Origin of the sequence: Streptomyces sp. f51 (assembly GCF_037940415.1) — a bacterium.
Classification (GTDB): domain Bacteria; phylum Actinomycetota; class Actinomycetes; order Streptomycetales; family Streptomycetaceae; genus Streptomyces.
In genome coordinates this window covers 1355443-1376676 of the sequence record NZ_CP149798.1, presented here as the reverse complement: position 1 = coordinate 1376676, position 21234 = coordinate 1355443, and the positions used below count along the sequence as shown (strand labels likewise).

Here is a 21234-nt window from a genome sequence, read left to right as displayed (position 1 = left end):
GGGGCGCGCTCGCGCCCCGCAGAGACCTCCACCCCGCACCAGGAAGGTGTTCCCACCGTGGAAAACGGCGCCGCCCGTACCGCTCCGGCTGTGATTGTCGCCATCGACGGCCCCTCCGGCACGGGCAAGTCGAGCACCTCGAAGGCCGTGGCCGCGAAGCTGGGTCTGAGCTACCTGGACACCGGGGCCCAGTACCGCGCGATCACGTGGTGGATGGTCAGCAACGACATCGACATCACGGACCCCTCCGCGATCGCCGCCGCCGCCGGCAAGCCGGAGATCATCTCCGGTACCGACCCGGCCGAGCCGACCATCACGGTCGACGGGACCGACGTCGCCGGACCCATCCGCACGCAGGAGGTCACCTCCAAGGTCAGCGCGGTCAGCGCCGTCCCGGAGGTGCGCGCCCGCATCACCGAGCTCCAGCGCGCCCTCGCCGGGTCCGCGGCGGCCGGCATCGTCGTCGAGGGCCGGGACATCGGCACCACCGTGCTGCCCGACGCCGACCTGAAGATCTTCCTCACCGCCTCCCCCGAGGCGCGTGCCGCCCGGCGCAGCGGTGAGCTGAAGGGCGCGGACATCGACGCGACGCGCGAGGCGCTGGTCAAGCGCGACGCGGCCGACTCCAGCCGGAAGACCTCCCCCCTCGCCAAGGCGGACGACGCGGTCGAGGTGGACACCTCCGACCTCACGCTCCAGCAGGTCATCGAGTGTGTCGTCACCCTCGTCGAGGAGAAGCGGGCCGCCGCGTGAGCGCACCCTCCGCGAGACGCGCCGAGGTCGGTCGCCGCATCGGCGTCGGCCTGATGTACGGGCTGTGGAAGCCGCGCGTGCTCGGCGCCTGGAAGGTCCCGGCGACCGGTCCCGCGATCCTGGCCGTGAACCACGCGCACAACATCGACGGACCGATGGTCATGGGCGTCGCGCCCAGGCCGACGCACTTCCTGATCAAGAAGGAGGCGTTCGTCGGCCCGCTCGACCCGTTCCTGCTGGGCATCGGCCAGCTGAAGGTCGACCGCGAGATCGCCGACCGCGCCGCCATCACCGACGCCCTCGGCGTCCTGGCGGACGGCGGAGTCCTCGGGATCTTCCCCGAGGGCACCCGGGGCGAGGGCGACTTCGCCTCGCTGCGGGCCGGTCTCGCCTACTTCGCTGTACGCAGCGGAGCGCCGATCGTCCCGGTCGCGGTGCTGGGAAGCACCGAGCGCACCAGCCGGCTGACGAAGGCGCTGCCCCCGCTGCGCAGCAGGGTCGACGTCGTCTTCGGAGACCCCTTCGAAGCGGGCGACGGCAGCGGCCGGCGCACGCGACAGGCGCTGGACGAGGCCACCGGCCGCATCCAGAAACAGCTCAGCGCCCACCTGGACAACGCCAGACATCTGACCGGACGCCGGGAAAACGCCGGGCGCCCCGCCGGGCGTTAGGCGACACTTAGTAGTGGATCACCCCGTTAACGGGTGGTCCACCGATCACCACGATGAACGACGAGGTACGGACTTCATGAACGACCACATCCAGCCCGACGGCTCGGCGGAACACGAGCACGGGGCGCTTGGCGATGCCGAGTACGCGGAGTTCATGGAGCTCGCCGCGGAAGAGGGCTTCGACGTCGAGGACGTCGAGGGCGCGATCGAGGAGGCGGGCCACGGCCCGCTGCCCGTCCTCGCCGTCGTCGGCCGCCCGAACGTCGGCAAGTCGACCCTGGTGAACCGCATCATCGGCCGCCGCGAGGCGGTCGTCGAGGACAAGCCGGGCGTCACCCGCGACCGCGTCACCTACGAGGCCGAGTGGGCGGGCCGCCGCTTCAAGCTCGTCGACACCGGCGGCTGGGAGCAGGACGTCCTCGGCATCGACGCGTCCGTCGCCGCCCAGGCCGAGTACGCGATCGAGGCCGCCGACGCGGTCGTCTTCGTCGTCGACGCCAAGGTCGGCGCGACCGACACCGACGAGGCCGTCGTACGCCTTCTGCGCAAGGCCGGCAAGCCCGTCGTCCTGTGTGCCAACAAGGTCGACGGCATGAGCGGCGAGTCCGACGCCTCGTACCTGTGGGCCCTCGGCCTCGGCGAGCCGCACCCGGTCTCCGCGCTGCACGGCCGCGGCACCGGCGACATGCTCGACGCCGTCCTGGAGGCGCTGCCCGAGGCCCCGGCGCAGTCCTTCGGCACCGCGGTCGGCGGCCCCCGCCGCATCGCCCTCATCGGCCGCCCGAACGTCGGCAAGTCCTCCCTGCTGAACAAGGTCGCCAACGAGGACCGCGTGGTCGTCAACGAGATCGCGGGCACCACCCGCGACCCGGTCGACGAGCTCATCGAACTCGGCGGCGTCACCTGGAAGTTCGTCGACACGGCGGGCATCCGCAAGCGCGTCCACCTCCAGCAGGGCGCGGACTACTACGCCTCGCTGCGCACGGCCGCCGCCGTCGAGAAGGCCGAGGTCGCGGTCATCCTGATCGACGCGTCCGAGACCATCTCGGTGCAGGACCAGCGCATCGTCACCATGGCCGTCGACGCGGGCCGCGCCATCGTCCTCGCCTTCAACAAGTGGGACACCCTCGACGAGGAGCGCCGCTACTACCTGGAGCGGGAGATCGAGACCGAGCTCGCCCAGGTGGCCTGGGCGCCCCGGGTGAACGTCTCGGCCCGTACCGGCCGTCACATGGAGAAGCTCGTCCCGGCGATCGAGACGGCCCTGGCCGGCTGGGAGACCCGCGTTCCGACCGGCCGTCTGAACGCCTTCCTCGGTGAGCTGGTCGCCGCCCACCCGCACCCGGTCCGCGGCGGCAAGCAGCCCCGCATCCTGTTCGGGACCCAGGCGGGCACCAAGCCCCCGCGGTTCGTGCTCTTCGCCTCCGGGTTCATCGAGCACGGCTACCGCCGCTTCATCGAGCGCCGGCTGCGCGAGGAGTTCGGCTTCGAGGGCACCCCGATCCACATCTCGGTGCGGGTGCGCGAGAAGCGCGGTACGAACAAGAAGAAGTGACGCCCACGGGCGAAGCGTGAGGGGCGGCTCCCCCCCTGGGGAGCCGCCCCTCATGTATGACCGCTCACGGACCCGCCGCTCAAAGACCCCTGCGCGGGGCGGGCGGCAGCGCGGCCGGGATGTGGTGCATCCCGGAGCCGTGCTGGCGCGCTCCCGGCTGCCAGACGGCCGTCGTCGTGGTGGTGTGCCCGTGCTGCGCGGCGATCTGCCGGGTCGTCTGCGCTCCCGCGCTGTACGAGCTGTAGGTGCCCGAGGAGCTGAACGAGTTGGAGCCCCGTCCGAGGATCCCGAAGGCCTTGAACTCCAGGTTCTCCTCACCGTGCCGGTCACCGGGCAGCGTCCTGAACGCTCTGATCCACTCGGCGTAGAGCGCGTCGTAGATCGGTGTGGCCGATGAGCCGCCCTGATGATGAGGGTCATGCACCGGCCGCGACGCCGTCACCTCTCTGCTCGGACGGTGGGAGGAGCCAGAGGCAGGGACCGGCTGGAAGGGCCGGTGGCCGGGGACGTCGTAGGTGTGCACGTACGTGCCAACGACCCCGCCGCCCAACGGATGCGGCCGGAAAGGTCATTTCGCGGTCCGTGAGGAGTGAGCGGCGCGCGTGGGGGCGCGGGACGCCGTACGGGCACCCTTGAGCGGCGGACGCCGACCGGGCTGCCCGCGGCTCTCCGCCATGCCCCGAAGCACCGCCGCACACACGCTTCCGCGCCGCCCCGAAGCACCGCCGCGCCGCGCCGTCCACGCGCTACTGCGCCGCGCCGGACCACATGCATCCGCGCCGCGCCGGACCACGCGCCTCCCGCGCCGCGTCAGACCACGCGCTACCGCGCCGTGCCGGACCACGCCCGCCTGACCGGCCACGCGCTACCGCGCCGCGGCGAACCGGGCGCCGCCGTGCCCTCACACCCTCCGCGGCTCAGCCGGCCTCCGGTTCATCGTGATTCCCGCCGGGCCCCGGCCCGGCGGGACGTCTTCACGTGCCGGCGAGGGGCATCGCCGCCGCGACCAGCTGGCCGTTGGCGGCCGCCTTGTCGAGCGCGTCGCGCAGCAGGTCCTCCCGCGGCTGACGGCCGATCGAGCCGACCGGCGCCGCGAACAGGAGCACCTGCTGGAGCTTGTTCGCGGCGGCACGCCAGCTGTCGGTGACCTGGAGCGCCTGGTGGGCCTGCCACCAGGCGACGGGCGAGCCGCCGCCGGTGCCCGGCTGGAGCACGGCGTGCAGCTGGCCCGCCGCGAGCAGGACGGACCAGCCGTGCAGGACCGGCGGCACCGAGTTCAGCTCGGTCGCGGGCATGAAGCCCTGTTCGATCAGCAGGGGCAGGAAGTCGTCGCCGATGTCGGTCGAGCCCGGTCGCACGATCGGACCGGTCGGCTCGACGACGAGCGCCGGGTGCAACTCGCCGTTGATCAGGACGAGTCCGCTGGTGACCCCGAGCACGGCCTGCTCGGGAACGGGGTCGGCGGGCGCTCCGTCGGGGTGGATCGAGCGGACGGCGCCCTGGAGTTGTTCCTCGGTGACCTGCACGACCTGCGAGGGAAGGCAGGTGGCGTGGGCGAAGGCGAGGACGGCGGTCTCGTCGCCGATGAACAGGACGGTGCTGGTGCGCTCCTGTTCCGAGTCGCCCGGGGTGCGGCACGACGTGCAGTCGTAACTGCCGGGGGCGTTCTCTCCGGCGAGCAGCCGGTCGGCTTCTTCGTCGCCGATCTCGGCGCGTACGTCGTCGCTGACGTCGAGCATGCGCGGCACGGTGGCTCCTCGGGATGCGGTGCGTGGCGGTGCCGGGTGGCTCCCGGCCCATGAACCGGGGGTTCCCGGCTCTTGAAGATGTCAACGGGTGATCTGTGGCCGGAGTCACGCCCGAGAGCGAACGGAATCGAACCATCCGACGCCCAGGGTGAAGGCGCCCCCGGAATTGGTTACTCCCAGTCAACTTCCGGAAGGCCGGAGGAAGTTGACCGGGTGAAGTGAGTCACAGATCGCAACGGGCGAGGGTCGACAAATCCGGAAATCACCCAATGAAATGGGTGGCCGAAAATCGATGTTCCCTACGGTAACCGTTAACTGGCCTCGAATGACAAGGAGTTGGTTGATATCGGGGCGCCTCGCTCCATAGATTCCTCCGCCGTGTGCAACGAGCACCGCTCGGGTACGTCCGCCGGCCGATCCTTTCCGGGATCACAGCAGGCCGCCGGTGGACGGGTCGGAGCGCGACGGCCGCGTCCTACGCGCAGGCCATCGCGCCCCTTCCTGGGGGACCCCGGGTGTTTCGAGAGGGAAATACATGTCCGCATGTGCCGACAGCACCCACGGGAACGGCCGGAAGGCTCGTACGGCGAACAGGACACGGACGACGGCGGTCCTCGCCGGGGCGGCACTGCTCGCCCCGCTCGGACTGCTCGCCGCGACCGGTGACGCCGCCGCGGCCGACAGTGGGGTGTGGGACCGCATCGCCCAGTGCGAGAGCGGCGGCAACTGGCACATCAACACCGGCAACGGCTACTACGGGGGACTCCAGTTCTCCGCCGGCACCTGGCGCGCCTACGGCGGCACGGCGTACGCGCCGACCGCCGACAAGGCGTCGAGGAGCGGGCAGATAGCCGTCGCCAACAAGGTCCAGAGCGCGCAGGGATGGGGCGCATGGCCCACCTGCTCGGCCCGCGCCGGGGCCTACGGGAAGGCACCCGGCTCCTCGGGGTCCGGGCGGTCGACGGGGTCCTCGAGCGCCGAGGCGGCCTCGAAGCCGGCCCGGACGTCCGTCCCGGCGAAGCGGGAAGCGGCAAAGACGCCGTCCCGGGCGCCGGGCCACGTGAACCGCGGCGCGTCCCGCGGCGACTACACCGTCCGCGAAGGCGACACCCTGAGTGTCATCGCCGCGCGGCACGGGACCACCTGGCGGAAGATCTACGCCGCCAACACGTCCGTGATCGGCGGTGATCCCGACCTGATCGTGCCCGGGCAGCGGCTCGACATCTGAGCCACGCTCCCCCTCGTCCCGGGCGCGAGGCCCCATCCGGTCGTCCGACCGGGTGGGGCCCCGGGCGTGCCGGGCGCGGGCTGGGCGGGCGGGCCGGACGCGCTGCTTAGCGTGGCCCGATGCCACTCATGCCGTCCCGGCGTACCCCGCCGGCCACACCCACCGTGTCCCGGCCGTCGAGCGGACGTGTGCGGTACGCGGCCGTCCTCGCCGCCGTACTGGCCGCCCTCGTTCCCCGCACCGCGGAGGCCGCGGCCCCGCCCCCGCTTCCCGGTCCGGGCGCGCTCCGGGGAGCCTACGACTGCGCGAACGACGAGTGGCCCTGGACCTGTCTGGCCCAGTGCGAGAGCAGCGGCCGCTGGCACGCCAACACCGGCAACGGCTACTACGGGGGACTCCAGTTCTGGCAGCCCACCTGGATCCGGTACGGAGGGCTCGCCTACGCCCCCCGCGCCGATCTCGCCACCCGCGCCCAGCAGATCAAGGTCGCCGAGAAGGTGCTGGCCGACCAGGGCTGGGGGGCCTGGCCCGACTGCTCCAGGTCGTACGGACTCCAGGGTCCCTTCCACGTGGTGAAGACCGGCGAGACGCTCGCCTCGATCGCCCGCAAGTACCGGGTGAAGGGCGGCTGGCAGACGCTCTACAACGTCAACAGGAAGAAGATCGGCAGCAGCCCGGGCCGACTGGTCAAGGGCCTCAAGCTCGTCATCCCGAAGGCGGCGGGCGCCTCCCGTACCGGAGCCCCCGCGCTGTTCGGCCCGCCGCTGGATCCGGCCGCGCGCCGCTCCGTACCGCTGTTTCCCGGCCTTCTCCGCTGAACACGACCGCGCCGCGGCGCAGTTCATGGACGTACGTCGTCCGGCCCGGCAGTCCGCGCAGCGCCGGCGGCAGCCGTTGCTCGGCGACCACCACACACGCGTCGAGGGCGCCCAGGAGCGCGTAGGTCCTGGCCGCGACCGCCGGCGACATGCCCTGCGCCGGTTCGTCGACGAGCAGTACGCGGGCCCGGGAGGACAGGGCGCGGGCCAGGGCCAGCACGCGCTGTTCCCCGCCGGAGAGGGTGCCCGCCCGGCGGGGCAGGAGCGGTTCCAGGGACGGGTAGGCGTCCAGGGCGGCCGGGAGGCGTGCCGCTCCCAGTTCCAGGTTCTCGCGGACGGTCAGTGAGCCGAACACGGCCCGGCGGTCGGGGACGAGGCACAGCCCGCGCCCGGCCCGCTCGAACGCGGGCAGCCGCGTCACCTCGGCGCCGTCCCAGACGACGGCACCGGCCGACAGCGGCACGGTTCCGGCGAGGGCGCGCAGCACCGTCGTACGGCCGGAGCCGTTGCGGCCCAGCAGCACGGTGAGTCCGGGGCCCGGCGCGACCAGGCTCACGCCGTGCAGGGCCTCCAGGGGGCCGTAGCGCACGCGTGCGTCGCGCAGGGCGATGCTCATGCGCCGGTCCTCGTGTCCAGTACGCGGTCGGCGGGACCCGAGGCGACGATCCGCCCGGCCGCCATGACATGGACGGTGTGGGCCAGGCCGGCCACCAGATCGAGGTCGTGCTCGACGACCAGGAGGGCCGTGCCGTCAGCGGCCAGCGCCCGCAGCACCCGGGCCAGTGCCGCCACCTCGCCGGTGTCGAGACCGGCCGCGGGCTCGTCGAGCAGCAGGACGCGGGGGCTTCCGGCGAGTGCCCGGGCCAGCTCGACCCGCCGCAGCGTCCCGGTCGGCAGCCCGGCCGCGGGCAGCGATCGCACCGGTCCGTCGAGGCCGAGCAGCCGCAACGCCCGCTCCGCCGCCCCGGGATCGGTGATCCGGCCCTGTTCCGCGCCCACGCGCACGTTCTCCGCCACGGTCAGCGACGGGAAGACCGCCAGCTCCTGGAAGGTCCGTGCGATCCCCAGCCGCGTCCGCGCGTGCGCGGCCAGCCGGGTGATGTCCCGCCCTCCCAGCAGCACCTGTCCGCCCGAGGGGCGCAGTGTGCCCGCGAGACAGTGGAAGAGGGTGCTCTTGCCGGCCCCGTTGGGTCCCACGACCGCGGTGACCCGCCCCACAGGGACGTCGAGCGTCACCCCGTCCAGAGCGGTGAACCCCCCGTGCTCGACCCGCAGCCCCCGACCCTCCAACGGCCGGGCGCCCAGGCCGCCGACGCGCCCGGGCCCACCCACCCGCGCTCCCGCCCCGGCACCGGGCGCGGTGGTCCCCGGCCCGCCGGACGCGACGGGCACCGGGCCGGGCCAGGCGCCCTGTCCGGGGCCGGCCGCCGGCGTCGCGTCCGGCGGCTGCGCGGCCCCGCCGGCGTCACGGACGGTTCCACCACTCGCCCCCCGCGCCCCTGCCCGTGGCGCGCCTCCCGCGCCGCCCCTGGCGGACCCGCCGGCCCCCCGCGCTCCCGCCCCGGTGCCGGTGACCGGGGTCCTTCCGACGCCGGACCCCGCCCATGGTGCCGCCGCCGCGCGCAGGCGGGTGCGGGTGCGGACGCCCAGGGGGGTCAGGGTCGCGTGGTGGGTGGGGCGCAGGTGGGACAGCGTGGTGCGCAGTGCCTCGTACGGGCCCTCGGGGAAGCGGCCGACGAGGACGGCGAGGAGTCCGATCAGGGCCGCGGCCACCCCGCCACGGGCTCCCGCGTCGAGCCCGACCAGCAGAGCGGCGGCGACCAGCGCGCCGAGAACGCTGTCGGCGCCCAGCACGACGACCGCCGCGAACCACAGGAGACTGCGCACCGGGTCGTACTCGGTGGCGTCGAAGGCGCGCAGGCCCATGCCGAGCATGCCGCCGCCCAGGGCGGCCAGCGCGGCCCCCACGACGAACGCCGTCAGTTTCAGGGCCGGGACACGGACGCCCGCGGCCGAGGCGCCCGCCTCGTGGTCCCGCATGGCGGCCAGGGCCCGGCCCGTCCGGCCCCGGCGCAGCGTGTGCGCGGCGAGCAGGGCAGCCGCGAGCAGCACGAGTTCGAGCGCGTAGTACGCGCGGTCGCCGCCGAACCCGGCCGGGCGGTCCAGGGTCAGTCCCGCCACCGCGTACGGCTGCTCGAAGACGAACCGGCTGACGCCCACGCCCACCGCGAAGGTGGCCACCGCGAGCGCCAGTCCGTGCCGTTCGATGGCCGGCCACCCGGTCAGCAGACCCAGCGGGGCCACCAGCAGCACCGCCACCGCCAGCGCCGCCAGCTCGGGCAGCCGCGGCAGCCCCGGGAACCGCCCCGCGGCCAGCAGCGCCGTGAACAGCGCGCCCAGACCGGCGTACGCGGCCTGCCCCAGCGAGATCTGGCCGCCCCGGCCGGTGACCACGACGAGCGACAGCAGGACGACCCCCAGCGCGGGCACCTGCACCGACGTGGACAGGTCCGAGCCCGCGAACCCCAGGGGGAGCAGGAACAGCACGACGGCGACCACCCGGGTCCCGGGCGGTGCCGGCACCCGGGCCGCCGCCGGACGCGGGAGCGCGTCACGGCCGCCGATGCCGGGCAGCACGAGCGCGGCGACGAGGAGCGCGACCACGAACAGGTTGGCGCCGACCGCCTCCAGCAGCGGCTCCGCCCAGCCGGTGGGGTGCAGCCGGGTCAGCTGGCTCTGGGCGACACCGATGCCGAGCGCGACCAGGACGGCGACGGGCAGACTGCGCATCCGGGCCGCCACCGCGACCGCCATCACCTCGATCACCAGCAGCGGCAGACCGTACGGGTCGAGCCGCACGTACGGAGCGAGGAGCACGCCCGTCAGGCCCGCGGTGAACGAGCCGAAGGCCCAGCCCGCGGCGGCCACCCGGTCGGCGTCGACACCGCCGAGCACCGCGAGGGGGCGGTCGTCGACGACGGCCCGCGACTCCGTGCCGAAGCGGGTCCAGCGGGTCACCGCGCCCACGCCCGCGGCCAGCGCGACGGCCACCGCGAGCTGCCCCCACGGATCGGCCGACACCAGCGTCGGCGCGTCCGCCCTGGCCCCGGTGCCCCACACGAGCGCGGCGCCGCCCACCAACAGGACGAAGACGCCGATGCTCGCGACCAGGGTCTGCGCCGGGTCGCCGCCGCGCAGGGACAGCGGCCGGAACACGAAGCGCTCCAGGGCCGTCCCGATGGCCGGGGCCACCACGAGCAGCGTCACCGCGGCGGCCGGCGCGAGCGGCCAGCCCCATCCGACGGTGAACTGGCGCAGCAGATACGCGCACACCATCGCGATCGCGCCGTGCGCGAAGTTGAGGACCCCGGTGGCCCGGTAGGTGACGATCAGCCCGATGCCGGTGAGCGCCGCGGCGGCGCCGACCGAGAGACCGGCGAGGGTGAGGTCGTACGTCAGCGAGGACATCAGTCGTCCGGACCGGCGGAGGGGCCGTCCTCGGTGTCGGGTTCGCAGATCGGGCACGGCCCCAGGTCCCCGCTCGCCAGGACACGGGAGTCGGCCGGCACGGCCTCCGGCTTCCCCGCCACCAGCGGGCAGTCCGCGCGGTGGTACAGGGTGCCGCCCGGCACCATGAGCAGATCGCCGCTGACGGCCACGGGCGCGGTGGCCGCCGGCCCCGGTTCCCCGGCGTCCTCGGCCCCGGCGGCCACCAGCAGCCCGTACAGCTCCTCGACACGGGCCGCCGCCGAGGCGTTCCTGCCGTGGGCCAGCAGCACCGCGCCGGCGACGATCAGCGCGGCACCGGGCACCGTGCAGGAGGCGAGGTAGGGCAGCTGGCGCTCCGCGTACCGCTCGCCCGAGACGCCGTACCAGCCGATCACGCACAACACCGCTCCGGCGGCCAGGGCGGCCCAGCCGGCCCACAGGAAGGGGTGCACGCTGCGCGGTCGAGCTGTCCGCATCCGGACTCCCACACGTCGGGTATCTGTCCAAGTCAGCCGATGGCTTGCACTATGCCCCCTGGAAGCCGACCCTGAAAGCGACGGGCGCATTCGGCCCGGACCGACACCCGGTGGTGAGCCAGATGGTTCTCGGGAGCGACCTCAGGCGGGGGAACGTCAGGGCGATGGCGGGTGCGGCGGTCCTGGTCCTCGCCGCCGCCCTCACGGCCTGCGCGGACAACGGCGGCGGGAGTTCCGCGTCGTCCACACCCTCGGCGCAGCAGTCCACCAGCCTGCCCTCCGCCACGGCTCCGGCCGATCCGGCCGCGGCCCGGAAGGAGATCCAGCAGAACTGGGAGAAGTTCTTCGACCCTGCCGTCTCCGCCAAGGAGAAGCAGGCCGTCCTGGAGAACGGCGACCGGATGGCCCCGGTGCTCCAGGGCTTCAACGGCGACCAGCGCGGGCAGCAGGTGAAGGCCACGGTGAACAAGGTCGAGTTCACCTCCCCGACCGAGGCGAACGTGACCTACACGCTGACCCTGAAGGGCGCGACCGCCCTGCCGAACGCCTCCGGCACCGCCGTCGAGCAGAACGGCACCTGGAAGGTCTCCGTCAACACGCTCTGCGCGCTGGTCCAGCTGAGCGGCAACGGGTCGTCGAGCCCCGTCCCGGGCTGCTGACCCGCGGTGCGGCACACGGCGACCGGTGCCGCCGTCGCGGGCCTGCTGCTCCTGCTCGGCACGGCCTGCGGCAGCCGGCTCCCCGAGAGCGACTTCGAGAACCGGGCCACACCCACGCCCGCGCGGTCCGCCGAGCCGATCCGGGTCGGCATCATCAGCAGTGCCACCAGCCCCGTCGGCGCCGCCGCCTTCACCGGACCGCGCGACGGGGCGAAAGCCTTCTTCGACCGGCTCGACGCCCACGGCGGCATCGGCGGCCGGCCCGTCGAGGTGCGGGTCTGCGACGACGGCGGCAGCGGTGTCGGCGACAGCGCGTGCGTGCACCGGCTGATCGACGAGGACAAGGTCGTCGCACTCGTCGCCACCACCGCCCTCGACTACGCGGGCGCCCCCCAGGTGTCCCGAGCGGGAGTGCCCGACATCGGCGGCCAGCCCATCGGCGCCGCCTACGACACCTACCCGCACCTGTACGGGATCTACGGCAGCCTCGCACCGCGCCGGGGCACGCCCGGCTGGAACGGCGAGCTCTACGGCGGCACCGAGGTCTACCGCTACTTCAAGCGCGTCCACGGCGCCCGCACCGCCGCCGTAGTCTCCTACAACCAGTCCGCCTCCGCCGCCTACGCCCGGCTGGTCACCCAGGGGCTCAGGACCGAGGGCTACCGGGTCGTCACCGAACAGGTCGACTTCGCGCTGCCCGACTTCCGCGCCGCCGCGGCCGACCTCAAGGCCCAGGGCGCCGACCTCGTCTTCGACGCCCTGGACACCCACGGCAACGCCCAGCTCTGCAAGGCCATGGACGGCGTCGGCGCCCGTGTCATCGCCAAGGTCACCAACGTCCAGAACTGGACCTCCACCGGGCCCGGGGACTACAAGGACGCGCCGCGCTGCCGCAACGCGCTGTGGGCCACGGGGGCCGGCCGCAACTACGAGGACGTCGGCGACCCCGCCGTACGGGAGTTCCGCGACGCGACCAAGGGGCTGCCGGTCCACTCCCAGTGGCAGCTGGAGGGATGGGCCGCGGCACGGTGGTTCACGGACGCGGCGAAGTCCTGCCCTCCGTCGGGCGTCACGCGGGCCTGCGTCGACGCGTTCATGAACCGGGGCAGGCCCTACACCGCGGGCGGGCTGCTGCTCCCCGTCACCTACGAGCGGCTGCCCGAGCCGCCGAAGACGCGCCGGACCTGTCTGTCGGTGGCCCGCTGGCGCGACGGCAGGGGCTGGGTCACCCAGGGCGACATGAACACGAACTGCTTCGACGTACCGCAGATCGCCTACCGCCCCTGAGGAACGTCCCCTCGCGGACAGGAGTTGTCCGCAAGCACTGGCAGACTCGGCGCCATGCTGGAGACCTCCGCACGACTGCTGCGCCTGCTCTCACTGCTCCAGGCCCACCGTGAATGGTCGGGCGCGGACCTCGCCGGGCGGCTGGGCGTGACCGCGCGCACGGTCCGCCGTGACGTGGAGCGGCTGCGCGAGCTGGGCTATCCCGTCAACGCCACCCCGGGCACGGGCGGCGGCTACCAGCTCGGAGCGGGGGCCGAGCTGCCGCCGCTGCTCCTGGACGACGACGAGGCCGTCGCGGTGGCCGTGGGGCTGCGCACGGCGGCGGGGCAGGGCATCGAGGGCATCGGCGAGTCCTCCGTACGGGCGCTCGCCAAGCTGGAACAGGTCCTGCCCGGCCGGCTGCGGCGCAGGGTCGGCGCGCTGAACGCCTTCACCGTGCCGATGCTGCGCGGGCCGCTGCCCTCCGCCGTCGACCCGGCCGTCCTCACCGAACTGGCCAACGCCTGCCGCGACAGCGAGCGGCTGCGCTTCGAGTACCGCGACCACGCGGGCTCCGCGACCCGCAGGAGCGTCGAGCCGTACCGGCTGGTGTGCACCGAGCACCGCTGGTACCTGGTCGCCTGGGACGTCGACCGCGAGGACTGGCGTACGTTCCGGGCCGACCGCATCACGCCCCGGCCGCCGCACGGACCGCGCTTCACGCCCCGTACACCACCCGCCGACGACCTGGCCGCGTACGTCTCCGAGGGAGTGTCCGTCGGCGCCTACGCCAGGAACGCCGTGGTGCGGCTGCTGGTGCCGCTGGAGGAGGCCGCCGCCCGGATCTCGCCCTCGGCCGGGACCCTGGAGGCCGAGGGGGACGGCAGCTGCGTCATGCGCGCCGGGGCGGCGAACCTCGACGTCATGGTCATCCACGTGATGATGACCGGCTTCGAGTTCGAGGTCCTGGAGCCGGCCGAACTCCGCGACACGATCAGGACCGCCCGGGACCGGCTGTCCCGGGCGGTGGAGCGGCCGGGGCCCGAACGGCGGGGCCCGGAGGGGGATCCGGGCCCCGCCCCTGTTCCGTAGAGCGGGTCCCGCCGTGAGCGTGCGGGGGTTCTGTGTTCGAGGCGTGTATTTCCTATGCGGCGTCAGCTTCCGCGGTGCGCGGCGGAATCGGGCGGACCGGAATGGGGAAATTACCGCCGGGTACGCACCGCCGCACCGCGGCACGCATTTCGCCGGGCTATTGGGGAGTGTCCGGGCGGTCACTCCGAATTACGTTCGAAGGCGTGCGGAACACGGAAGCGGCCCCTCAAACGGGTGATGCAGTTCGCCGAAACACATGTCGTGATCCTGTGACAGAAGCGTGACCGGCGGGGTACAGGTGACGCTTCGTCGCCGATCGGGCTTCCCCGGCCCCGGCGTGCCGCCTACCGTGGCGGTCATGGCACCCATTCCCCCCTCGCGCGCAGAACCGCAGGACAGTCCGGAGAGCTATGTCGGCCTGGAGGCGAGCCGTGCGCAGGAACGCGCGCACGAGCAGGGCTGGCCCACGGTCCGCTCGCTGCCGCCCGGCGCGATCGTCACCATGGAGTACCTGGTGGGGCGGCTGAACTTCGAGGTCACGGACGGTACGGTCACCCGCTGCTGGAAGGGCTGAGCGCCCGGCGGCGGACGACGGCCCGTTCGGACCGGGTCCGCCGTGTCGGGGACGCGCGGCCCGAGGACGTGCGAAGGCCCCCGGCTCGACGAGCCGGGGGCCTTCGCGATGCGGGGAGAGGTGTGCGTACCGGCCCCGCGGTTCTCAGCCGCCCGTCAGCGGGCGGGCCGAGGCGGCACCGGCCGCCGCGCGGGCGGGACGGTCCGGGTGCGGCGGGCGGCGGCTGCCCGCCGGGGTGACAGGCGTGCGCTCCGAGCGGGCGGTGTGCGGGCCCGGGGCCAGGTGGACGGGGGACCGGGACGGGCGGGACGCGACGGGCTCGCGGGCCGGCATCTCGCCGTCCACCGCGGCGGGCCGCGGCGACAGGACCGGTGCGTGGACCGGGACGGGGGCCGTACGGCGGCCGCGACGGTCGCGCCACAGGTCGCGCAGCGCGAAGATCCCGGCCTCGGAGCGGGCGATCAGCGGCTCGCACCAGGGCAGCGCCAGCAGGATCAGCAGGCCGGCGGCCCAGCCCAGCAGGACATCGCTCAGCCAGTGCGTACCCAGGTACACGGTGGTGAGGCCGACGCCGAGCGAGGTCACGGCGGACAGCGCCGAGAGCCAGCGTCTGGCTCGCGGGGTCGACGCCAGATAGGCCAGGATTCCCCAGGTCACGACGGCGTTGGCGGTGTGGCCCGAAGGAAATATATCGCCGCCCAGGCCCATCTCGTTCGAGCCGATGGTGATGGCGTAGTGCGGGCCGAGGCGGCCCATGCCCAGCTTCGCGGCACCGACGGTGATGTTGAGCAGCAGCAGGGACGCGCCCAGGGTGAGCAGCGGGCGCAGGGTGTGCTGGCGCCAGGAACGCCAGCCCAGCCACGCGGCGACCATCACGGCGGTGGGGCCGCGCTGGCCGAGCACCACGTAGTAGTCCAGGAACGCGTGGATCTCCGGCCACTGCTGGTAGGGCCGGAAGAACATGACCTGCCAGTCGAACCGGACCAGCCACGACGTGATCGCCACGGCCCACACGATCGCCAGATAGAAGGCCAGGGTCGCCGCGAAGAGGACGGCCCTGTGCCGGCTCATCTTCGGCACATCGATGTGGGCCGGTCGTTCCGGCTCACGGTCCAGCCGGGCGAAGACCCGGTCCAGACGGGTGAGGTTTCGTTCGGTACGCACTCAATCGACGTTACAGCGAGTGAGCTGCGTTCCAGGCCGATTCACTCGGTTTGTGATGACGATGTGATGTGGGATTCCTCTCAGGATCATGTTCATTTCCAATGAATCGCTAATACCGGAACGGTGGAGCCTTCAATTCCATTGATCGCCGAGAGGCCTCGCGTTTATGGCACTTTTATATTCGTTCACCGGGTGATGGCGTGGAATTCGCTGCCCGCTCACCGGTCCGGAGCGGGCCGCCGCGCGGCGGGTCAGGGAGGCCCGGAGCCGTTCAGCCAGATCGCGCCGTACACCGCCGAGGCCACCGCCAGACCCCCGAGCACCAGCGCCGACCTGGAAGGACGCAGCCGGGCCAGGGCCCTCGCCGGAGGGAACAGAAGCGGGAAGGCGGGCAGCAGCAGACGCGGCTTCGAGCCGAAGTAGCTCGACGCGCACAGGGCGAGAGCGACGACGATCCCCGCGTAGACCAGGAGCGCCGGCGGCTGGCCCTGGCGCACGCACGTCACGTAGAGCCACAGGACCAGCACGACCCCGGCGATCAGGGCGGCGCCGGCCAGGGCCGAAGGGAACGAAGTGAACTTTTCGGCCACGAAGCGCCCGAAGGCGTACCCGCCGTCGAAGCCGTTCCGCCAGCCCGCCTGGACGTCGAGATAACCGAACGGGCCCCTGCCCGTGCGGTGCCCCACCCACAGCACGTAACCGGCGGCGCCGAGCGGCGCGATGATCATGGCCAGGGCGCGCCGCCCCCCACGCGCGCCGTCCGTCCGGGGCGTGCTCCCGCCGCGCCGGCGTTCTCCCACGAAGGATGTAATCGCCGCCACCCACAGCGCCGCCACCACCGCCACCCCCACCGGCCGCGTCAGCCCCGCCAGCGCGGCGAGCAGCCCGGCGGTCGCCCAGCGGCCGGTCAGCACCGCGTACAGCGACCACGCGGCGAGCGCCGTGAACAGCGACTCGCTGTACGCCATCGACTGCACGACGCCGACGGGCAGCACCGCCCACAGCAGCACCGCGCACACCCCCGTGCGGCCGCCGTGGACGTGGTCGGCGACCGCGAAGATCCCCCACGCCGCGGCGAGCGAGGCCACCGCGGAGACCAGCAGACCCGCGTCCGCGTACGACAGCGGTGACACCGCGTGCAGGAACCCCTCCAGCCAGGGCAGCAGCGGGAAGAACGCGAGATTGGAGTGCACGTCCCCGTCCGGGAGGCGGACCTCGTAGCCGTAGCCGAGCCCGGCGACCCTGGTGTACCAGAGCGAGTCCCACCGCTCCGACAGCAGCCGGTGCGCGCTCGCGCCGTTCGCCGCGCTCCACACGGCGAGCGTGACCAGACCCAGCGCGCGCACCGCCGCGTACCCGAGCAGGGCGGGCGCGGCTCTGCGCAGGGCGCCCCCGGGGGGCGTCTCGGCGGGACTCTGCGGATCGGTCACGGGCTCGATTATCGGCAGAGCGCGGAACCGGCCGGGTGTGTACGGCGTGTCGACATGCGGGCGGCGTGGCGTACACCACATGCCTGGTCAGCGAACGTGAGAGGTCCGCCACGTGTCCCCGGAGAGAACTCGCGTACGCTGACGGCTCACTCGCCTTTGCTGCGTGGGCCCGGGACTCCGCTCTCCGGGCCGCAGCCCCAGGGAGTCCCCACCCTGCGGATCCGCAGAACGCGAGGGAACCTCTGGAGGTACGTACATGTCCGGGACGACCACGGCCGCCGCGCGATGCCGTCGGGAGACCGGAGCCGGTGCCAACCGCTGGGTCGTCCTCGTCGTCCTGTGCGTCAGCCTGCTGCTGGTCGCCCTCGACGCCACCGTGCTCCACGTCGCGGTGCCCGCCGTCACCGAGGACCTGAAGCCCGGCGCGATGGAACTGCTCTGGATCGTCGACGTCTACCCCCTCGTCTGCGCCTCGCTCCTCATCCTCTTCGGCACGCTGGGTGACCGGATCGGCCGACGGCGGGTCCTCCTCCTCGGATACGCCCTCTTCGGCGTCGCCTCCGGCATCGCGGCCTTCTCCGGGAACGCGCAGCTCCTGATAGGCGCCCGCGCCCTGCTCGGCGTCGGCGGCGCGATGATCATGCCCGCCACCCTGTCGATCCTGCGCGAGGTCTTCCCCGACCGGCGCGAGCGGGCGCTGGCCATCGGCATCTGGAGCGCCGTCGCCGCCGTCGGCGCGGCGGTCGGGCCGCTCCTCGGCGGTTTCCTCCTCGAACACTTCTGGTGGGGATCGGTCTTCCTCGTCAACATCCCGCTGATGATCGTCAGTCTGCCGATCGGACGGCTGCTGCTGCCCGAGTCCCGCGGCGACCGCGACGGCCCCTGGGACGTGGTCGGGGCGCTCATGGCCGCCGCCGGCCTGTTCGGACTCGTCCTCGGCGTCAAGCGTCTCGGCGGCGGCGAGGCACCGCTCAGCCCCTTCACCCTCGGTTCCCTGCTCGTCGGCGCGGTGCTGATGGCCGCCTTCGTACGACGGCAGCGGCGGCGCCGGCATCCCCTTGTCGACCTGCGCCTGTTCGCGCGCCCGGCCTTCAGCACGTCGGTGGGCTGCATCGTGCTCGCGATGCTCGCGCTGGTGGGCCTCGAACTGATCGCCGCCCAGTACCTCCAGCTCGTACTCGGCCTCTCCCCGCTCCAGACCGGGCTGCGGCTGCTGCCGCTCACCGTCGCCGCGATGGCCGCGGGTCTCGCGGGGGCGAAGCTGCTGCGCAGGTTCGGGCCCCGCGCGATGGTCTCCTTCGGGTTCTGTCTCACCGCCGCTGCCGTGGTCACGCTCACGCTGATGGGGGGGAACGACAACACCGGGCTGCTGCTCTTCGGCTTCGTGCTGCTCGGCTTCGGCCTGGAGACCACGCTCTTCGGGGCGTACGAGTCCATGCTGAGCGAGGCCCCGCAGGCGCAGTCGGGCGGTGCCGCGGCGATCGGCGAGACCTCGTACCAGCTCGGCGCGGGCCTCGGCATCGCGCTGCTGGGGAGCGTGATGAACGCGGCGTACGCCCCCGGGCTGTCGTCCGTCCCCGGGGTCGGGAGGGCCGATTCGACGGCGGCGGCACACTCGCTGGGCGAGGCGTACCAGGTCGCCGACCGGCTCGGCGGTGCCTCGGGCGGCGCCCTGCGGCACGCCGCCCGTGACTCCTTCGTGCACGGACTGCATGTGACGCTTCTGGTGAGCGCGGGTCTGCTGCTGCTGGGCGCCGTGATCGCGCTGCGGCTGCCACGGGTCATGGACTGCGGGGCACCGGCGGCGGACGTGTCCGGGACCCCGGCCCCCGCGACGGACGCCGCCGGCCTCCCGGCGCAGACTCCGGCTCCTTCCGGCCGTCCGACTCCGGCTCAGTCCGGCCTCCCCGCTCCGGCGATCCCGGCTCCGGCGACGGCTGCCGGTGTCCGCTCCGCCGCCGCGACTCCGGCGCCCGCGACGGACCCCGCCGGCATCCCGGCTCCCCGGGACGTCGCCGGGACCCCGGAGACCCGGGTCTCCGCCTAGCCCACGGCTTCCGGGCCCGCCGAGCGGCGCCGCGGGTGCGGCGGCCCGGTCCTCGGGCGGAAAGGCTCGTCGTGCTCGCTCGCGCAGTTCCTCGCGCCCCCACGGCGCCCCCGCAGGGGCGCGAGGAACTGCGCGGCCGAGCGAAGACGGCCCGCGGCCCGCAAGCGGCAGCCCGCTGGGCGTACCCGGCCGGATGGGTTGCCGGGCCGTGCTACGGGGCGCCCTCGCAGGGGCGCGAGGAACTGCGCGGCGCCCGCGGGCGGCCCGCGGGCGCCCACGGTCCGCAAGCGGCAGCCCCGTGGGCGTACCCGGCCGGATGGGATGCCAGGCCGCGCTACGGGGCGCCCCCGCAGGGGCGCGAGGAACTGCGCGGCCGGCCGAGGACGGCCCGCAGGCGCCCGCGGGCCGCGCGTGGCAGCCCCGTGGGCGTACCTGGTGGGCGGGCCGCCAGGCCGAAGTGCCCTGGACTTGCGGCGCACCGCGCCGTAACGTCGGGCCGAGATCCTTAACTAGCGGTGCTAGTTGTCACCCCTGCCGGAGGCTGTCGTATGTCCGCGTCCTCGAAGCTGCCGCCCTTCGACCCCGCCGACCCGCTGGGGATCGACGACCTGCTGGACGCGGAGGACCTGGCCATCCGCGACACCGTGCGGACCTGGGCCGCGGACCGCGTCCTGCCGTACGTCGCCGACTGGTACGAGAAGGGCGAGCTGCCCGGCATCCGGGAACTGGCCAGGGAGCTCGGCGGCATCGGCGCCCTCGGCATGTCGCTCCAGGGATACGGGTGCGCCGGGGCCAGCGCCGTCCAGTACGGCCTGGCCTGTCTGGAACTCGAAGCGGCCGACTCCGGCATCCGCTCGCTCGTCTCGGTGCAGGGCTCGCTCGCCATGTACGCGATCCACCGGTTCGGCAGCGAGGAGCAGAAGCAGGCCTGGCTGCCCCGGATGGCCTCGGGCGAGATCATCGGATGCTTCGGACTGACCGAGCCCGACCACGGATCCGACCCCGCCTCCATGCGCACCCACGCCAAGCGCGACGGCGGGGACTGGGTCCTGAACGGGCGCAAGATGTGGATCACCAACGGATCCGTCGCCGGTGTCGCCGTCGTCTGGGCCCAGACCGACGACGGCATCCGCGGCTTCGTCGTCCCCACCGACGCGCCCGGTTTCTCCGCCCCCGAGATCAAGCACAAGTGGTCCCTGCGGGCGAGCGTGACCAGTGAGCTGGTCCTCGACGACGTGCGGCTGCCGGCCGACGCCGTCCTGCCCGACGTCGTCGGCCTGAGGGGCCCGCTCGGCTGCCTCTCGCACGCGCGGTACGGGATCGTCTGGGGTGCCATGGGCGCGGCGCGCTCCAGCTTCGAGTCCGCCGTCGCCTACGCGAAGACACGTGAGCAGTTCGGACGCCCCATCGGCGGCTTCCAGCTCACCCAGGCCAAACTCGCCGACATGGCCGTCGAACTGCACAAGGGCATCCTGCTCGCCCATCACCTGGGGCGCCGTATGGACGCGGGACGGCTCCGCCCCGAGCAGATCAGCTTCGGCAAGCTCAACAACGTACGCGAGGCCATCGAGATCTGCCGTACCTCGCGCACGATCCTCGGTGCCAACGGGATCTCGCTGGAATACCCCGTCATGCGGCACGCCACGAACCTGGAGTCGGTGCTCACGTACGAGGGCACCGTCGAAATGCATCAGCTCGTGCTGGGCAAGGCGCTCACCGGGCTCGACGCCTTCCGGTGAAGACCCCGGTCGTGAAGCCCCGGTGAGGCGGGGCCGGTGAGCGGCCCCGCCTCAGCTCTGGTTGAAGAAACCGTCCGTCTGACGGCCCGCGGCCTCGCCGCTGACGATCTCCGTGTGCGCCGGGGTCAGCAGGAAGACCCGGGTCGCCACCCGCTCGATGGTGCCGCGCAGGCCGAAGGTCAGACCGGCCGCGAAGTCCACCACCCGCTTGGCGTCGGCGGCCTCCATGGACGTGAGGTTGATGATGACCGGGACGCCGTCCCGGAAGAGTTCGCCGATACCGCGCGCGTCCCGGAAGCTGTCCGGGGTGACCGTACCGATCCGGCGGCCCTTCTCCTCCGCCGTCTCGGAAGCAACCTTCACCCGCGGGTCGGTGACCCACGCGTCGCCGGAGTCCTGACCCTCGGCGTAGTCGTCGTCGTAGTAACGCTCGTCATCGTTGTCGTCGACGAGGCCAAGCCAGGCACTCGCCTTGCGCACCGATCCCATGGACGCCTCCTCTCACAGCGGTCTTTCGTGCTTCCG

The 21234-nt window shown here is 73.3% G+C and carries 19 protein-coding genes; 11 read left to right on the top strand and 8 right to left on the bottom strand.

Going from position 1 to position 21234, the window contains the following annotated elements:
• The first annotated feature begins 57 nt into the window (after nucleotides 1-57).
• From cmk to der, 3 genes are all read left to right on the top strand, one after another.
• Complete coding sequence (gene cmk / locus WJM95_RS06160; RefSeq protein WP_339128462.1) at nucleotides 58-753, top strand: (d)CMP kinase; 696 nt, start codon at nucleotides 58-60, stop codon at nucleotides 751-753.
• Nucleotides 754-806: 53 nt separating this feature from the next.
• Complete coding sequence (locus tag WJM95_RS06155; protein WP_339135380.1) at nucleotides 807-1424, top strand: lysophospholipid acyltransferase family protein; 618 nt, start codon at nucleotides 807-809, stop codon at nucleotides 1422-1424.
• A gap of 76 nt (nucleotides 1425-1500) precedes the next feature.
• A complete protein-coding gene (der, locus tag WJM95_RS06150; RefSeq protein ID WP_339128461.1) occupies nucleotides 1501-2979 on the top strand; it encodes a ribosome biogenesis GTPase Der in 1479 nt (492 codons plus the stop codon).
• 79 nt (nucleotides 2980-3058) lie between these two features.
• Here der and WJM95_RS06145 read toward each other — a convergent pair whose 3' ends face one another.
• Nucleotides 3059-3403 carry a hypothetical protein gene (locus WJM95_RS06145; RefSeq protein ID WP_339128459.1) on the bottom strand — a complete coding sequence of 115 codons (345 nt, stop codon included), beginning with the start codon at nucleotides 3401-3403 and terminating at the stop codon, nucleotides 3059-3061.
• Nucleotides 3404-3953: 550 nt separating this feature from the next.
• Nucleotides 3954-4727, bottom strand: a complete 774-nt coding sequence (locus WJM95_RS06140; protein ID WP_339128458.1) for a hypothetical protein — start codon at nucleotides 4725-4727, stop codon at nucleotides 3954-3956.
• 535 nt (nucleotides 4728-5262) lie between these two features.
• On the opposite strand from WJM95_RS06140, the gene WJM95_RS06135 reads away from it, so the two are divergent.
• Together WJM95_RS06135 and WJM95_RS06130 are read left to right on the top strand one after the other, a co-directional pair.
• On the top strand, nucleotides 5263-5955 hold the full coding sequence (locus WJM95_RS06135) for a transglycosylase family protein (RefSeq protein ID WP_339128457.1): 693 nt from the start codon (nucleotides 5263-5265) through the stop codon (nucleotides 5953-5955).
• A 128-nt stretch (nucleotides 5956-6083) separates the two neighbouring features.
• On the top strand, nucleotides 6084-6773 hold the full coding sequence (locus tag WJM95_RS06130) for a transglycosylase family protein (protein ID WP_339135378.1): 690 nt from the start codon (nucleotides 6084-6086) through the stop codon (nucleotides 6771-6773).
• Here the strand turns inward: WJM95_RS06130 and WJM95_RS06125 are convergent.
• From WJM95_RS06125 to WJM95_RS06115, 3 genes are read right to left on the bottom strand one after another with little or no spacing between them, the layout of a single operon-like run.
• Nucleotides 6661-7389, bottom strand: a complete 729-nt coding sequence (locus tag WJM95_RS06125; protein ID WP_339128456.1) for an ATP-binding cassette domain-containing protein — start codon at nucleotides 7387-7389, stop codon at nucleotides 6661-6663. The genes WJM95_RS06130 and WJM95_RS06125 overlap by 113 nt on opposite strands.
• Nucleotides 7386-10241, bottom strand: coding sequence for an ATP-binding cassette domain-containing protein (locus WJM95_RS06120; RefSeq protein WP_339128455.1), 2856 nt, complete (start codon nucleotides 10239-10241; stop codon nucleotides 7386-7388). Before WJM95_RS06120 ends, WJM95_RS06125 begins: the two co-directional genes overlap by 4 nt.
• Complete coding sequence (locus WJM95_RS06115) at nucleotides 10241-10738, bottom strand: hypothetical protein (RefSeq protein WP_339128454.1); 498 nt, start codon at nucleotides 10736-10738, stop codon at nucleotides 10241-10243. Before WJM95_RS06115 ends, WJM95_RS06120 begins: the two co-directional genes overlap by 1 nt.
• Before the next feature lie 122 nt (nucleotides 10739-10860).
• Between WJM95_RS06115 and WJM95_RS06110 the strand changes: the two genes are divergently transcribed.
• The 4 genes from WJM95_RS06110 to WJM95_RS06095 all read left to right on the top strand — a co-directional run bounded on the left by WJM95_RS06110 (nucleotide 10861) and on the right by WJM95_RS06095 (nucleotide 14329).
• Complete coding sequence (locus tag WJM95_RS06110; protein ID WP_339128453.1) at nucleotides 10861-11397, top strand: hypothetical protein; 537 nt, start codon at nucleotides 10861-10863, stop codon at nucleotides 11395-11397.
• A 6-nt stretch (nucleotides 11398-11403) separates the two neighbouring features.
• Nucleotides 11404-12684, top strand: coding sequence for an ABC transporter substrate-binding protein (locus tag WJM95_RS06105; protein WP_339128452.1), 1281 nt, complete (start codon nucleotides 11404-11406; stop codon nucleotides 12682-12684).
• 54 nt (nucleotides 12685-12738) lie between these two features.
• On the top strand, nucleotides 12739-13755 hold the full coding sequence (locus WJM95_RS06100) for a YafY family protein (protein ID WP_339128451.1): 1017 nt from the start codon (nucleotides 12739-12741) through the stop codon (nucleotides 13753-13755).
• 358 nt (nucleotides 13756-14113) lie between these two features.
• Nucleotides 14114-14329 (top strand): I78 family peptidase inhibitor, encoded by a 216-nt coding sequence (locus WJM95_RS06095; protein ID WP_339128450.1) that lies wholly within the window; start codon nucleotides 14114-14116, stop codon nucleotides 14327-14329.
• A gap of 144 nt (nucleotides 14330-14473) precedes the next feature.
• Here the strand turns inward: WJM95_RS06095 and WJM95_RS06090 are convergent, their stop codons facing one another.
• Together WJM95_RS06090 and WJM95_RS06085 are read right to left on the bottom strand one after the other, a co-directional pair.
• On the bottom strand, nucleotides 14474-15493 hold the full coding sequence (locus tag WJM95_RS06090) for a phosphatase PAP2 family protein (RefSeq protein WP_339128448.1): 1020 nt from the start codon (nucleotides 15491-15493) through the stop codon (nucleotides 14474-14476).
• Between the two features lie 251 nt (nucleotides 15494-15744).
• Complete coding sequence (locus tag WJM95_RS06085) at nucleotides 15745-16923, bottom strand: glycosyltransferase family 39 protein (RefSeq protein ID WP_339128447.1); 1179 nt, start codon at nucleotides 16921-16923, stop codon at nucleotides 15745-15747.
• 256 nt (nucleotides 16924-17179) lie between these two features.
• On the opposite strand from WJM95_RS06085, the gene WJM95_RS06080 reads away from it, so the two are divergent.
• Entirely contained in the window at nucleotides 17180-18970 is a 1791-nt protein-coding gene (locus WJM95_RS06080) for an MFS transporter (protein ID WP_339128446.1), read from the top strand.
• Nucleotides 18971-19518: 548 nt separating this feature from the next.
• Nucleotides 19519-20709: an acyl-CoA dehydrogenase family protein gene (locus WJM95_RS06075; protein WP_339128445.1), complete on the top strand. Its 1191-nt coding sequence runs from the start codon at nucleotides 19519-19521 to the stop codon at nucleotides 20707-20709.
• A 51-nt stretch (nucleotides 20710-20760) separates the two neighbouring features.
• On the opposite strand, the gene WJM95_RS06070 is transcribed toward WJM95_RS06075, so the two are convergent.
• Nucleotides 20761-21198, bottom strand: a complete 438-nt coding sequence (locus WJM95_RS06070; protein WP_037628578.1) for a cell division protein SepF — start codon at nucleotides 21196-21198, stop codon at nucleotides 20761-20763.
• Nucleotides 21199-21234 lie beyond the last annotated feature (36 nt).